The sequence below is a fragment of the Providencia sp. PROV003 genome, from assembly GCF_045040775.1.
GTDB lineage: Bacteria > Pseudomonadota > Gammaproteobacteria > Enterobacterales > Enterobacteriaceae > Providencia > Providencia huashanensis.
Map to the genome: position 1 here is coordinate 4,033,242 of NZ_CP096369.1, position 14,628 is coordinate 4,047,869.

At 42.9% G+C, this 14,628-nt stretch carries 13 protein-coding genes; all 13 read right to left on the reverse strand.

Going from position 1 to position 14,628, the window contains the following annotated elements; all coding sequences use genetic code 11:
* Positions 1–16: 16 nt before the first annotated feature.
* A complete protein-coding gene (tolB, locus tag M1F14_RS18525) occupies positions 17–1,309 on the reverse strand; it encodes a Tol-Pal system beta propeller repeat protein TolB (RefSeq protein ID WP_042848275.1) in 1,293 nt (430 codons plus the stop codon).
* A 145-nt stretch (positions 1,310–1,454) separates the two neighbouring features.
* Positions 1,455–2,573, reverse strand: a complete 1,119-nt coding sequence (tolA, locus tag M1F14_RS18530) for a cell envelope integrity protein TolA (protein ID WP_042848278.1) — start codon at positions 2,571–2,573, stop codon at positions 1,455–1,457.
* 51 nt (positions 2,574–2,624) lie between these two features.
* Complete coding sequence (gene tolR / locus M1F14_RS18535; RefSeq protein ID WP_004256786.1) at positions 2,625–3,047, reverse strand: colicin uptake protein TolR; 423 nt, start codon at positions 3,045–3,047, stop codon at positions 2,625–2,627.
* Positions 3,048–3,064: 17 nt separating this feature from the next.
* On the reverse strand, positions 3,065–3,748 hold the full coding sequence (gene tolQ / locus M1F14_RS18540) for a Tol-Pal system protein TolQ (RefSeq protein WP_042848280.1): 684 nt from the start codon (positions 3,746–3,748) through the stop codon (positions 3,065–3,067).
* The gene (gene ybgC, locus M1F14_RS18545) at positions 3,745–4,140 is read right to left on the reverse strand and encodes a tol-pal system-associated acyl-CoA thioesterase (protein ID WP_042848281.1); all 396 of its coding nucleotides are present in this window, start codon (positions 4,138–4,140) and stop codon (positions 3,745–3,747) included. The genes tolQ and ybgC overlap by 4 nt, the downstream gene beginning before the upstream one ends.
* A gap of 134 nt (positions 4,141–4,274) precedes the next feature.
* On the reverse strand, positions 4,275–4,562 hold the full coding sequence (gene ybgE, locus M1F14_RS18550; protein ID WP_042848283.1) for a cyd operon protein YbgE: 288 nt from the start codon (positions 4,560–4,562) through the stop codon (positions 4,275–4,277).
* 5 nt (positions 4,563–4,567) lie between these two features.
* Entirely contained in the window at positions 4,568–4,681 is a 114-nt protein-coding gene (cydX, locus tag M1F14_RS18555) for a cytochrome bd-I oxidase subunit CydX (protein ID WP_004909083.1), read from the reverse strand.
* Positions 4,682–4,692: 11 nt separating this feature from the next.
* Entirely contained in the window at positions 4,693–5,832 is a 1,140-nt protein-coding gene (gene cydB, locus M1F14_RS18560; protein WP_042848285.1) for a cytochrome d ubiquinol oxidase subunit II, read from the reverse strand.
* A gap of 13 nt (positions 5,833–5,845) precedes the next feature.
* A complete protein-coding gene (cydA, locus tag M1F14_RS18565; protein ID WP_042848286.1) occupies positions 5,846–7,414 on the reverse strand; it encodes a cytochrome ubiquinol oxidase subunit I in 1,569 nt (522 codons plus the stop codon).
* A gap of 840 nt (positions 7,415–8,254) precedes the next feature.
* Complete coding sequence (gene sucD / locus M1F14_RS18570; protein ID WP_042848287.1) at positions 8,255–9,127, reverse strand: succinate--CoA ligase subunit alpha; 873 nt, start codon at positions 9,125–9,127, stop codon at positions 8,255–8,257.
* Positions 9,127–10,293, reverse strand: coding sequence for an ADP-forming succinate--CoA ligase subunit beta (sucC, locus tag M1F14_RS18575; RefSeq protein WP_042848289.1), 1,167 nt, complete (start codon positions 10,291–10,293; stop codon positions 9,127–9,129). The genes sucD and sucC overlap by 1 nt, the downstream gene beginning before the upstream one ends.
* A gap of 131 nt (positions 10,294–10,424) precedes the next feature.
* Positions 10,425–11,636, reverse strand: a complete 1,212-nt coding sequence (gene odhB / locus M1F14_RS18580; RefSeq protein ID WP_042848291.1) for a 2-oxoglutarate dehydrogenase complex dihydrolipoyllysine-residue succinyltransferase — start codon at positions 11,634–11,636, stop codon at positions 10,425–10,427.
* A gap of 14 nt (positions 11,637–11,650) precedes the next feature.
* Complete coding sequence (gene sucA / locus M1F14_RS18585) at positions 11,651–14,464, reverse strand: 2-oxoglutarate dehydrogenase E1 component (RefSeq protein WP_042848293.1); 2,814 nt, start codon at positions 14,462–14,464, stop codon at positions 11,651–11,653.
* Positions 14,465–14,628: the final 164 nt, after the last annotated feature.

Consider the following 14,628-nt stretch of genomic DNA (forward strand, 5'->3'; position numbering starts at 1 on the left):
ACATTATTATTATGCATCACAGATACGGCGACCAGGCAGGGAATTTTACCTGTCCATCGGTAGCCGGAAGACGCGCTTTGAAACGCCCGTCGGTCGAAACTAGCTGCAATATAGTCCCCAAGCCTTGAGAGGAGCTATAAATTACCATAGTGCCGTTAGGTGCGATACTCGGCGTTTCATCTAGGAACGTTTTCGTTAAAAATTCAACGTTGTTCGTTGCCAGATCTTGTTTGGCGACATGTTGCTGACCGCCGCCGGAGCTGACCATCACTAAGAAAGTACCATCCGGACTAACATCAGCGTCCTGATTTTGTGTTCCTTCCCAAGAAACACGTTCAGGGCTGCCACCATTAATATTCATTTTATAAATCTGCGGACGTCCCGCCTGATCTGAAGTATAGACTAAAGTTTGGCTATCCGGCATCCAGCTTGGTTCAGTATTGTTGCTACGACCATCTGTTACTTGACGAATTTGCCCACTCGCTAAGTCCATAACATATAAATTCAAGCTGCCTGTTTTAGACAGTGCGAATGCCAGTTTTGTCCCATCAGGAGAGAATGCAGGTGCCCCATTGTGACGTGGGAATGATGCAACCTGACGGACTGCTCCTGTAGAAAGAGTTTGAATAACAAGCGCTGAACTACCGCTTTCAAAAGTGACATACGCGAGTTTTTCGCCATCTGGTGACCATGCTGGCGACATTAAAGGTTCTGGTGAACGATGAACTGTAAACTGGTTAAACCCATCGTAGTCAGAAACTCGTAATTCATATGGATACTGACCGCCTTTGTTAACCACAATATAAGCAATACGCGTGCGGAATGCACCACGAATACCGGTTAGTTTTTCAAAGACTTCGTCACTTGCAGTATGAGCTGCATAACGTAACCATTCTTTAGTGACTTTATATTGGTTCTGAGATAAAACAGCACCTGGGTTAGCTGCAACATCAACCAGTTGATAGCTGACAACAAAGCTACCATCTGCGGCTGGCTGCACTTGCCCTACAACCACTGCATTAATACCCAATGCAGTCCATGCTTCTGGAGTTACTTCAGAGGCTGTACCGGGTTGCTGAGGCATACGACTTGGTTCAATAGGGTTAAATTTCCCGCTATTACGTAAATCAGAACCTACGATTTGGCCTACTTCCTGTGGGGGTGCTCCAGCACCTGTCCATTTAAAGGGTACGACACCAATCGGTTGAGCTGAATTAACACCTTCAGTGATCTCAATACGTATTTCAGCCTGAGCCACTGTCGCCCATAGCATTAGGAACCCTAAAACTACTTTAAAAGCCTGCTTCATTCTTGTCTCCCTTACTACGGATTGTTTACCACCGCAATAATTCGCTGAATTTTAACAAAGGTATAATAACAAAACTAGATACCACACAAACTATTTATTCTAATGCGATAGATTTTTCAATACAGATAGCTCTGACTTACTTAAATCAAGGTTTAAAATCGACGACGATACCTTCCCTCTTAACCCTTTCAAAAATTTTATCTGAATCGGGTCTTGGCATCGAAGCTAACTTCGCAGCTCGAATTGCCGCATCACATAACGCAGCGTCGTTCGTCGGGTTATTTTTAGGTTTAATCCCCATCAAAGCGCCATCCCGTGCGAGCACCAATTGCAATTCGCAAGTCCGCCCACGATAAGTATCTGAATCATAGAACTTACTTTGGATTGCCGCTTTTACCTTACCTGCATAGTTATCAACATCTGCGTTTGAGGCCCCTGATTTTTTACCGCCACCAGTTCCAGCAGAAGCTTGGCCGCCCTGTTTACTTGGCCCAGAAGCAGTTAAATCGCCGAGTAAATCATCTACAGAAGCCGCATTTTTTGCCGCCTCTGCTTTCGCTTTCGCTGCTTTAGCTTTCGCTTCTTTATCTGCTTTCTCTTTCGCTTCTTTATCCGCTTTAGCCTTAGCTTCCTTGTCTGCTTTTATTTTAGCTTCTTTATCAGCCTTTTCTTTGGCTTCTTTTTCTGCTTTTTCTTGAGCTTCTTTCTCTGCTTTAGCTTTAGCTGCTTCGGCTTCTTTTTTAGCTTGAGCTTCAGCTTTCGCCTTTTCAGCTGCCTGCTCTTTAACTAATTTTTCCTTTTCAGCTTTCGCTTTCGCGGCAGCTTCTTCCGCTATTTTTTGCTCTTCCTTGGCTTTTTTAGCGGCTTCTAATGCTTTTTTCTGTTGCTCTTCAGCTTGTTTTTGTTGCTTAGCGGTATCTCGTTCAGTTTTGATACGCTCTTGTTCAAGCTGTTGCAGACGTTTTTGTTCCTTTTCTTGCTGCTCTCTTAGCTCAGCCTCTTGTTTTTGTTCTTGCTCTTTACGCTCTTTAGCTGCTTGTCTGACCATGTTTTGTTGTTTTTGCATTTGTTCATATTGCTCAACAACCACGCCAGGGTCGACCATCACCGCATCGATGACAGTCCCTTCTTCCCCGCCACCACCAAGTTTGACGACGGAAACTAAAGAGCCTATAACAATCAAGCCAATCAATATGATGTGCAATACAACAGACATCACTAATGAACGGTTTAGGTTATCTTTTTTCTCTTTTGACTTTCCCACTCTGGTATCCAAAAAAAGAATTGTGACTTATTCAAACCACAACAACCCAGCCTAGATAGGCTGAGTCATCAAGCCGACAGATTTTATCCCTGCACTGTGCAAAATATTCAGAGCCTTAATAACTTCTTCATAAGGCACCTCTTTTGCACCACCAATTAAGAAAATCGCTTTTGGGTTTTTCTCTAATTGTGATTTCGCTTCAGCAGCAATCTGTTCTGGTGGAAGCAATTCTAATACCTCACCATCGAGCCGCATATTATACTGCCCAACACCCGACACCTCTAAAATTATAGGTGGGTTGTCACTTGATGATACGGTTTGTGTATCTGTTGCATCCGGTAATTCAACTTCCACACTCTGGGAAATAATGGGTGCCGTTGCCATAAATATCAGTAACAGCACCAACAAAACGTCCAGCAGTGGAACGATGTTGATTTCGGATTTCAGCTCACGTCTGCGACTAGTGCGCGCCATTCGCTTATCTCCTCAACTTATTTCTTATCAGCAGAGAATGCTTGACGATGCAAGATGGCTAAAAACTCTTCCATAAAGTTATCGTAAGTTTGCTCTAACTTATTGACTCGTAAGTTCAAGCGGTTGAAAGCCATAACCGCAGGAATCGCTGCAAACAAACCTATCGCGGTTGCGATAAGTGCTTCGGCGATCCCCGGAGCAACCATCTGTAATGTTGCTTGTTTTACCGCACCCAAAGCAATAAACGCATGCATAATTCCCCATACTGTCCCGAATAAACCAATATATGGGCTAATCGAACCAACAGTACCTAAAAATGGGATATGTGCTTCTACTGACTCTAATTCACGATTCATTGATATACGCATCGCGCGTGATGCACCAGTAACCACCGCATCTGGTGCGTGAATATTTGCCTGATGTAAACGAACGAACTCTTTAAAACCGGAGTGGAAAATTTGTTCAGCTCCGCTCAATTCATCACGGCGAGCTTGGCTTTCTTTATATAAGCGCGAAAGCTCAATACCTGACCAAAACTTATCCTCAAATGCCTCCGCCTCACGGGTTGCAGCATTTAAAATTTTCGTTCTTTGAATAATAATGGCCCATGATGCAATAGAAAAACCGATCAAAACGAACATAATGAGCTGAACCAAAAGGCTCGCTTTAAGGAATAAATCCAGGATATTCATGTCAGTCACTGTTTAAACTCCGCGACAATAGACTTAGGAAGCGCAATCGGCTTCATTTTTGATGTGTCCACACAAGCAATTAGGGCATTAGCCCCACAAAGCAGGTTACCTTGTGAATCAACTAACCTTTGATGAAAAGTTAATGAGGCACGTTTCATTTCAACAATTTGCGTCTCAACCTCCAACAGATCATCTAGCTTTGCCCCTTTTACAAAATCAATTGTCATGCTACGCACAACAAAACCAAGGTTATCAGCAAGCATACTTTGTTGGTTGATTCCTTTATTTCGCAACATTTCGGTTCTTGCTCGCTCAAAAAATGCTAAATAACGCGCATGATAAACTACACCGCCCGCGTCTGTATCTTCATAGTACACGCGAACTGGCCAGCGAAATAACATAACAACCACTCCGTCTTAGGTTAAATTAACTAACGGTGCCACTATACGCAAGACAGTGCCAGTTTGGAATCACTTTGAAAGTAAAGATATCAAAAATAATTATGGGTCCATTGACCCACAATTAGCAATTAGAATTATCTAAAGACTTGTAAAAGTCCCCAAATAAGAATGATGGCAGCCGGTAATGGATGGAAAATCGCACGCCAAATGACTTTTTGGGGTTTGAAACCAACACCAAAAATCATCGCACTGCAAGTTGCCCAAATTAATAACAGCCCTTGCCAAATTTGGAATGAACTGGTTTTTGCAGCAAATAGAGATGGGTCCCACATCACTGCACCAGCTGTAACTAAAGCTAAAATAAGGATAAGGGCCCTTAACGGCCCCTTATCCAATAGCTGATAGGTTTTATCCACCAGCATTTTATTTACTCACCATCTTTAGCTGCTTTAGAGTCTTCAGAGTGCTCTAATGCTAGTGCTGCAATCACTGCAAAACTACAAGCTAACAGCGTGCCGAGAATCCAGGCGAAATACCACATAGTTATGCTCCTTAATACAGTGAATGCTTGTTGCCTTCGATGAAGTTTTTGTCCAGACGACCAAACATTTTGTAGTAACACCATGCGGTGTATGCCAGTACGATTGGAACAAAGATAGCCGCGACAACTGTCATGACTTGCAGTGTGAACAAGCTAGATGTTGCATCCCACATGGTCAAGCTTGCATTTGGCATAATGCTTGAAGGCATGATGAATGGGAACATTGCTACACCACAAGTTAAAATGATACAAGCGATAGTTAATGAAGAGCTCACAAACGCCCAACCATTTTTGTCTGCTTTACTGAACAGCATAGTCAGTAGTGGCAGCGCTAAACCCAGTGCAGGCAGAGCCCACAGGATTGGGTAAGTATTGAAGTTAGTCAACCAAGCCCCTGAAACAACCTCTACGGTTTTATTCAGTGGGTTTGATACCGCATGGTGATCAATCGCTGAAGTGATAACATAGCCATCGATACCCATTACTAACCAAACACCAGCACCCGCAAACGCTAACAGTGTGACTAATGCACAGATATAGGTTGCTTTACGTACACGTAGGTACAGCTCGCCAGTGGTACGCATTTGCAGATAAGTTGCACCTTGGGTAACAATCATCATTAAACCAACCACACCCGCTAACAGACCATATGGGTTCAGCAGACCAAACAGGTTACCTGTATAGGTTAAGTACTGTTGGTTATCAATTTGCAGTGGGACACCTAATAATAGGTTACCAAATGCAACACCGATAACTAATGGTGGAACGAAACCACCGATGAACAGACCCCAGTCCCACATGTTACGCCATTTTGGGTTCTCCAGTTTTGAACGGTAGTCGAAACCCACCGGACGGAAGAACAAAGCAGCTAACACTAAAATCATCGCGATATAGAAACCGGAGAATGATGCCGCATAGACTTGTGGCCATGCAGCAAACATCGCACCACCCGCAGTGATTAACCAAACTTGGTTACCATCCCAGTGCGGTGCAACGGCATTAATCATGATACGGCGTTCGGTATCTGTTTTACCTAAAATAGGTAATAAGAAGCCAACGCCCATGTCAAAGCCATCCGTGACAGCAAACCCAATCAGTAATACACCGATAAGGATCCACCACACAAACCGAAGAACTTCATAATCAAACATAAGTGGCTCCTATTTACTGAACGTCGTGTGCAGAAGTGTTTTTCTGTTCAAAGTGGTAGCGACCAGTTTTCAGGCTACTAGGCCCTTTACGAGCGAATTTGAACATTAAGAACATTTCAGCAATTAAGAACAGTGTGTACAGACCACAGATCAATACCATAGAGAAGATCAGGTCATGGGTCGTTAAATTAGAATGAGCAACCGACACCGGTAATACTTCACCAATTGCCCAAGGCTGACGACCATACTCTGCAACGAACCAACCTGATTCAATTGCAATCCATGGTAGTGGAATACCAAACAGTGCAATACGTAACAGCAGTTTGCTTTGACCAATTTTGTTACGGACTACTGACAGGAATGCCCAGCCAATAATTAATAACAACAGGAAGCCAACACCAACCATGATACGGAATGCCCAGAACAGAGGCCCTACGTTAGGAATACTGTCTTTTACTGCTTTTTGAATTTGCGCTTCTGTCGCATCAACAACATTTGGTGCGTATTGTTTTAACAGAAGACCATAACCGAGATCTTTTTTGCTAGCTTCAAATGCAGCACGCAATTCAGGATCTTTATTTCCAGCTAACAGTTCTTGTAATTGACCATATGCAACCATACCGTTACGGATACGAACTTCGTGTTGTTTCATTAGATCTTTCAGACCTAATACTGGCGTATCAACAGAACGAGTTGCAATGATACCCATCGCCCAAGGAATTGAGATAGCAAACTTGTTTTCTTGCTTCTCAGTATCTGGCCAAGCGATTAAGTTAAATGCAGCAGGAGGCGCATGGGTTTCCCACTCAGCTTCAACCGCAGCGAGTTTAGTTTTCTGAACGTCACCCATTTCGTAACCTGATTCATCACCAAGAACGATAACAGATAGAACCGCAGCAATACCAAAACTAGCAGCAATTGCAAAAGAACGCTTAGCAAAAGCAACATCACGACCTTTAAGTAGGTAGTAAGAGCTGATACCTAAGATAAACATTGCACCAGTACAATAACCTGCAGCCACTGTGTGGACAAACTTAACTTGCGCAACTGGGTTTAAGACTAGCTCAGAGAAGCTAACCATTTCCATACGCATTGTTTCAAAGTTGAAGTCAGCTGCGATCGGGTTTTGCATCCAACCATTCGCCACTAAAATCCACAAAGCAGAGAAGTTAGAACCTAAAGCAACTAACCATGTTACAGCAAGGTGTTGAGTTTTGCTTAAACGATCCCAACCAAAGAAGAATAAACCAACAAAAGTAGATTCTAAGAAGAACGCCATCAAACCTTCGATTGCCAGAGGCGCACCGAAGATATCTCCAACGTAATGAGCATAGTAAGACCAGTTAGTCCCGAATTGGAATTCCATGGTCAGACCCGTTGCAACACCTAGGGCGAAGTTAATACCAAATAACTTACCCCAGAACTTAGTCATATCTTTATAAATTTGCTTGCCAGACAGCACATATACCGTTTCCATGATCGCAAGCAAAAACGCCATACCGAGCGTTAATGGCACGAACAGGAAGTGATACATTGCAGTTAAGGCAAACTGTAATCGTGACAGTTCGACAATATCAAACATCTTGACTCCTTGCTCCTAGCAGGAAGACACCGACTTGCGGCAACCCAGCTTCCAGATTAAATTTCGAAGAAAGCCTCTTAACTACCAGCAAAAAATGCCTCAAAACAACAAATAATTAACAAAACCAAAAGAAAGAACAATACTATAATAATAGTACGCCTATCTTCACATACAATAAACTTCTTTTACGTGACTCAGATTTGAATTCTGAATTTACATCAATAATTATACCCTTTAATAGAAAATAGAGTATTTGATCGTGCACCAATTTAAGCAATTTCGACAAATAAAGCTAGAGGTAATAAATTGATTTACGTCAATTTTTTTCCTATTGTTAATTGATTTGCATACCAGTCAATTAATAGTTATTCACTTGTTAATGTACTGTTATTGGTATTGATATAAATGTTCTTATTTTTTCTAAAGATTAACAAAAAAATATAATCTTTTTATTAAGAAGTCTAAAAAAGAATATTTAATTTCTAATAGTATCTTATTTCAAAGCTATTATGAATTTTATTAATATACGAACTTATCTCAACTAAAATCATATATTCGGTTAATTAACTTTTCCCAATAATTATAAAATTGACCTGACACAACTTTCTCGTTTTTTGCTTAAAATGGGCTTTGTAGCCCACCAAAGCTATGGAGCATTTTCACAGATAGCCGTACCTGTACTCGTATCTTTTAATATTTTTAAGTATAGACACTCTTTGCCAGAAATCCTTATCCTCTCTCCAGAAATTACACTAACGGCTTTTAAAGCCATAAAAAAACCCGTACTCAAATAAGCACGGGCTTTCGTCTCTTACGGCTGCTAGTTACCTAGCGGATCATTTACTTATTCAGTAATGATTTCACGGCATCGCCGATGTCTGCAAGGCTACGAACGGTTTTCACGCCCGCAGCTTCTAATGCAGCAAATTTCTCATCCGCAGTACCTTTACCGCCAGCAATGATTGCGCCAGCATGGCCCATACGTTTACCTTTCGGTGCCGTTACACCAGCGATATAACCAACTACTGGTTTAGTTACATGCTCTTTAATATAAGCCGCAGCTTCTTCTTCCGCGTTACCACCAATTTCACCGATCATGACAATCGCTTCAGTTTGTGGGTCAGCTTGGAACATTTTCAGGATATCAATAAAGTTTGAACCTGGGATTGGGTCACCACCGATACCAACACAAGTTGATTGGCCTAAACCTGCATCAGTAGTTTGTTTTACCGCTTCATAAGTCAGCGTACCTGAACGTGAAACGATACCGACTTTACCTGGCATATGAATGTGACCAGGTTGGATACCAATCTTACATTCACCTGGAGTGATAACGCCTGGGCAGTTAGGGCCGATCATGCGAACGCCAGCTTCATCCAGCTTCACTTTCACAGTCAGCATGTCCAGAGTTGGAATACCTTCAGTGATGGTGATAATCAGTTTAATGCCTGCATCGATAGCTTCTAAGATAGAGTCTTTACAAAATGGCGCTGGCACATAGATAACAGACGCAGTTGCACCTGTCGCTTCAACCGCTTCGCGAACTGTATTGAACACCGGCAGACCTAAGTGTGTTGTACCACCTTTGCCTGGTGTAACACCACCGACCATTTTTGTACCATAAGCAATCGCTTGTTCTGAATGGAATGTACCTTGACCACCAGTAAAACCTTGGCAAATCACTTTGGTGTTTTTATCGATTAAAATAGACATTATTTAGCCTCCGCTGCTGCTACTGCTTTTTTAGCTGCGTCAGTCAAGCTGTTAGCAGCGATAATGTTCAAGCCGCTGTCTGCCAGTTTCTTAGCACCTAATTCAGCATTGTTACCTTCTAAACGCACAACTACTGGTACATTTACGCCAACTTCTTCAACTGCACCAATGATGCCGTCTGCAATCAGGTCGCAACGAACGATACCACCAAAGATGTTAACAAAAACGGCTTTCACGTTTTCATCAGAAAGAATGATTTTAAATGCTTCAGTTACACGCTCTTTAGTTGCGCCGCCACCAACATCTAAGAAGTTTGCAGGTGCGCCACCGTGAAGTTTAACAATGTCCATAGTTCCCATTGCTAAGCCTGCACCGTTAACCATACAACCAATGTTACCATCTAATGCAACATAGTTGAGTTCCCACTGCGCTGCTTGAGCTTCACGCGCATCTTCTTGAGATTCATCACGTAGTTCACGGATTTCTGGCTGACGATATAGCGCATTACTGTCGATGCCTAATTTGCCATCTAAGCAAACTAAATCACCCGCAGTACTGATAACCAGAGGGTTAATTTCTGCTAAAGCTAAGTCACGCTCAAGGAATAAAGTTGCTAGACCCATAAAAATTTTAGCAAATTGGCTAACTTGTTTACCTGTTAAGCCTAATTTAAATGCCAATTCACGGCCTTGGAAAGGCATTGGGCCAGTCAGTGGGTCGATAATTGCTTTATGAATTAATTCAGGCGTTTCTTCAGCAACTTTTTCAATTTCCACACCACCTTCAGTCGATGCCATGAAAACAACACGACGAGTGCTACGGTCAACAACCGCACCTAAATACAACTCTTTATCAATGTCAGTCGCTGTTTCAACAAGAATCTGGTTTACTGGTTGGCCGTTAGCGTCTGTTTGATAAGTCACTAAGTTTTTACCTAACCAGTTTTCTGCAAATGCTTTAACTTCGTTAATATCGCTAGTGACTTTAACGCCACCTGCTTTACCACGTCCGCCTGCATGTACTTGGCATTTAATTACCCATGGGCCATTGCCAATTTTTTTAGCAGCGTCTACGGTTTCAGCGACTGATGAACAGGCATAACCTGTTGGTGCAGGCATCCCATAACGTGCAAACAACTGTTTTGCCTGGTACTCGTGTAAATTCATGATGTTCTATCCATAATTGAGTCTGAAGAGGCGTTTATTCGCCTCCTGCAATTGTTACTGATTTAGCAACCCGCAAGCGGGTTGCATCGGTTACTTCAGACCGGGCAGGTTGTTCCTACCCTGTTATGTTGCTATACGTCCAGCAGTAAACGAGTTGGATCTTCCAGCATATCTTTGATAGCGACTAAGAAGCCCACTGACTCACTACCATCGATTAAACGGTGGTCATAAGACAGCGCTAAATACATCATCGGAAGAATCTCTACCTTACCATTTACAGCCATAGGGCGGTCTTTAATGGCATGCATGCCTAAAATTGCGCTCTGTGGTGGGTTAATGATAGGTGTAGACATCAGAGAACCAAATACGCCACCGTTAGTGATAGTGAAGTTACCACCACTTAAGTCTTCAACAGTTAATTTACCATCGCGACCTTTAACAGCCAGTTCTTTAATTTTTTTCTCGATATCTGCCATGCTCATTGCATCAACATCACGTAGAACTGGAGTTACCAGACCACGAGGCGTAGAGACGGCAATGCTGATATCAAAATAGTTGTGGTAAACCACATCGCTGCCATCAATAGAAGCGTTAACTTCTGGATAGCGTTTCAGTGCTTCTACCGCAGCTTTAACATAGAAGGACATAAAGCCTAAACGTACACCGTGGCGTTTTTCGAATGCTTCGCCATATTGTTTCCGTAAGTCTTTAATTGGTTGCATGTTAACTTCATTAAATGTTGTCAACATTGCAGTGGTGTTTTTCGCTTCTAACAGGCGCTCTGCGATACGTTTACGTAAACGTGTCATTGGTACACGTTTCTCGCTACGGTGTGCTAACGGCGCTTGTGGTGCAGCAGGTGCTGTTGCTGCTGGAGCTGCTGATTTATTTGCTGCTAAATGTTTTTCAACATCTTCACGAGTCAAACGACCACCAACGCCCGTCCCTTTAATGTCAGCTGGGTTCAGGCTATGTTCTGCAATCAAGCGACGAATAGCTGGGCTCAGAGCGTCATTACTTTCAGTCTCTAGGCTTGCAGTTTGGCGTTGTGCTGGCGTTGCTTCCTGTGCATCTTTAACTTCAGCAGGAATACCTGAGCTATCACCTAAACGAATACGACCTAACAGTTGTTTAGATAATACCGTCGCGCCTTCTTCTTCAACGATAGCTTCTAACACACCTGCTTCACTTGCAGGCACTTCTAACACCACTTTATCTGTTTCGATCTCAACCAGGACTTCGTCACGCTGAACACTATCACCTGGTTTTTTATGCCATGTGGCAACCGTGGCATCTGCAACGGACTCAGGAAGATCGGGAACAAGAATTTCTACGCTACTCATTTTCTATCCTTTAATTATTCAATGTTCAAAGCGTCATTAACCAGGGCTTTTTGTTGTTCCTGGTGAACGGACGTATAGCCAACTGCTGGTGATGAAGAAGCAGCTCGACCTGCATAACGTAAAGTAGCCCCTGCTGGGATAGCTTCACGGAAATTATGTTGACTGCAATACCAAGCACCTTGGTTTAATGGCTCTTCTTGACACCATACAAAGTCTTTAACATCAGTAAATTGCGCCAACGCTTTTTGGATATCATCGTGTGGGAACGGATACAACTGCTCAATACGCACGATAGCAACGTCAGTTTGTTCATTCTTACGACGTTGTTCTAACAGATCGTAATAGACTTTCCCTGAACACAGAACGACGCGTTTCACATTTTTCGGATTGATTTCATCGATTTCACCGATAACTGGTTCGAATTTGCCATTCGCCAGTTCATCCATACTAGATACTGCTAATGGGTGACGGAGCAGAGACTTCGGTGACATCACAATCAGAGGACGACGCATGCCACGTAAGGCCTGACGACGTAACATGTGGTAAACCTGAGCTGGTGTTGATGGAACACATACTTGCATGTTTTGATCAGCACACAATTGGAGATAACGCTCTAAACGTGCAGATGAGTGTTCTGGCCCCTGACCTTCATATCCATGTGGCAGTAACATTACAAGGCCACACATACGACCCCATTTTTGCTCACCAGAGCTAATGAATTGGTCGATAACAACCTGAGCACAGTTTGCGAAGTCACCAAATTGCGCTTCCCAAATCGTCAGAGCACGTGGTTCAGTCGTCGCATAACCATATTCAAATGCCAATACTGCGTTTTCTGTTAGGACAGAGTCCCAAACGTTGAATACGCCTTGACCGTTATGAATATTTTGTAATGGAACATAGACAGAACCGTTAGTTTGGTTATGAATAACCGCATGGCGGTGGAAGAATGTACCACGACCCGCATCTTCACCTGACAAACGAACAGGAACACCTTCATCAACCAATGTTGCATAAGCTAAAGTTTCAGCCGCACCCCAGTCGAGTAATTTTTCGCCTTTCGCCATTTCAGCGCGATCTGCATAAATTTTCTCAACACGAGACTGAGCAACAACACCTTCAGGAATAGTGCTAACTTTAGTTGCCAATTCAGTTAAACGTTTGATATCAACGGTCGATTTATATGATTCATCCCATTCATGGTTCAAATACGGAGCCCATGTATAAGAATTGAGTCCCATTTCACGGTACTCTTCAACCACACAATTACCTGCATCTAAGGCATCACGGTACAGATTGACCATTTCAGTCACATCATTAGCACTCAACACGTTCTCTGCAATTAAACGGTCCGCATAAATTTTACGTGGTGTTGGATGCTGTTTGATTTTTTGATACATCACAGGCTGAGTTGCACTTGGCTCATCCGCTTCGTTATGACCATGACGGCGATAACACACTAAATCGATCATCACATCACGTTTAAATGTATTACGGAAATCTAGCGCTAAGCGAGTCACAAATGAAACGGCTTCAGGATCATCAGCATTCACGTGGAAAATAGGCGCCTGCACCATTTTCACGATATCAGTACAGTATTCAGTTGAACGGGTATCTTTCGGATTTGAAGTAGTAAAACCAATTTGGTTGTTAATAACGATACGTACAGTACCGCCAACTTCATAACCACGAGCCTGAGACATGTTCAGTGTTTCTTGAACAACACCCTGACCGGTAACTGCGGAGTCACCATGAATAGTGATTGGTAACACCATGTTGCTGCGACCTTCGTCCAAGCGATCACGACGAGCACGCACTGAACCAATTACCACAGGGCTAACAATTTCAAGGTGAGATGGGTTAAATGCTAACGCTAAGTGAACACGAGAACCGGCGGTTTCAAAGTCAGACGAGAAACCTTGGTGATATTTAACGTCACCCGCACTTGAATGGTCTTTATGTTTACCCGCGAATTCATCGAATAATTCACCAGGTTTTTTACCTAGAATATTCACAAGAACGTTTAAACGACCACGGTGAGCCATCCCCAGAACAACTTCACGAGTATCCTGTTTGCCTGCGTGGTGAATTAAATCTTTCAGCATTGGGATCAGGGCATCACCGCCTTCCAATGAGAAACGTTTAGCTCCTGGGAATTTAGCCCCGATATAGCGCTCAAGGCCTTCAGCGGCGGTGAGTTCCGCTAAGAAACGTAATTTTTCTTCTTTAGAGAAAACTTTTGCAACATCAACTGACTCAAGACGTTGTTGAATCCAACGTTTTTCTTCAGTATTTGTGATATGCATATATTCAGCACCAATCGAACCGCAATAAATGCGTTTCAAGTGCTCATATAGCTCACTAAGTTTCATGGTTTCTTTGCCAATAGCAAATGAACCCACGTTAAAGGTTTCGTCGAAATCTTCTTTCGTCAGATTATGGAATGCTGGGTCTAAATCTGGAACAGATTCGCGTTTCCAAAGCCCTAACGGGTCAAGATTCGCATTCTGGTGCCCGCGGAAGCGGAATGCATTTATTAACTGCAAAACTTTGACTTGTTTTGCATCGATAGCTGGATCGCTAACAGAAGTGTGATAACGCGTAGAGTCTTTTGCTAAGCGGCGGAAGTAATCGCGCGCTTGGGAGTGGAATTGTTCACCACTAGTACCTAAAGTAGCACCAGGAAGTTGCTCAAAAATGGCTTTCCACTCGGCATCTACAGAGTTAGGGTCAGTCAGATAATCTTCATAAAGCTGTTCTATATATGTCTGGTTCGCGCCTGCCAGAAAGCTTGAATCCAGCCAGTCCTTCATTACGCCGTTCTGCATTGTGATCCCTTAAGCTTTAAAAGCTTTAGTTTTCGCCGTGGTTAACTAATTACCGCATTTAAGCGGCCTCGATAAAGGTTCTCTTGGACGTGCTTTATGCATGTTCTCTCTTTGGGAGGCCCTTTATCAGTAAGGGTTTCCCTTTTAAGGAACCTTTAAAAACT

What these genes read in the sequence shown, in the direction of transcription:
- cydA (WP_042848286.1), bottom strand. Translation starts at nt 7,414, where the DNA reads ATGTTTGATATTGTCGAACTGTCACGATTACAGTTTGCCTTAACTGCA.
- odhB (WP_042848291.1), bottom strand. Translation starts at nt 11,636, where the DNA reads ATGAGTAGCGTAGAAATTCTTGTTCCCGATCTTCCTGAGTCCGTTGCA.
- cydB (WP_042848285.1), bottom strand. Translation starts at nt 5,832, where the DNA reads ATGTTTGATTATGAAGTTCTTCGGTTTGTGTGGTGGATCCTTATCGGT.
- cydX (WP_004909083.1), bottom strand. Translation starts at nt 4,681, where the DNA reads ATGTGGTATTTCGCCTGGATTCTCGGCACGCTGTTAGCTTGTAGTTTT.
- sucA (WP_042848293.1), bottom strand. Translation starts at nt 14,464, where the DNA reads ATGCAGAACGGCGTAATGAAGGACTGGCTGGATTCAAGCTTTCTGGCA.
- tolB (WP_042848275.1), bottom strand. Translation starts at nt 1,309, where the DNA reads ATGAAGCAGGCTTTTAAAGTAGTTTTAGGGTTCCTAATGCTATGGGCG.
- ybgE (WP_042848283.1), bottom strand. Translation starts at nt 4,562, where the DNA reads ATGCTGGTGGATAAAACCTATCAGCTATTGGATAAGGGGCCGTTAAGG.
- ybgC (WP_042848281.1), bottom strand. Translation starts at nt 4,140, where the DNA reads ATGTTATTTCGCTGGCCAGTTCGCGTGTACTATGAAGATACAGACGCG.
- sucC (WP_042848289.1), bottom strand. Translation starts at nt 10,293, where the DNA reads ATGAATTTACACGAGTACCAGGCAAAACAGTTGTTTGCACGTTATGGG.
- tolR (WP_004256786.1), bottom strand. Translation starts at nt 3,047, where the DNA reads ATGGCGCGCACTAGTCGCAGACGTGAGCTGAAATCCGAAATCAACATC.
- sucD (WP_042848287.1), bottom strand. Translation starts at nt 9,127, where the DNA reads ATGTCTATTTTAATCGATAAAAACACCAAAGTGATTTGCCAAGGTTTT.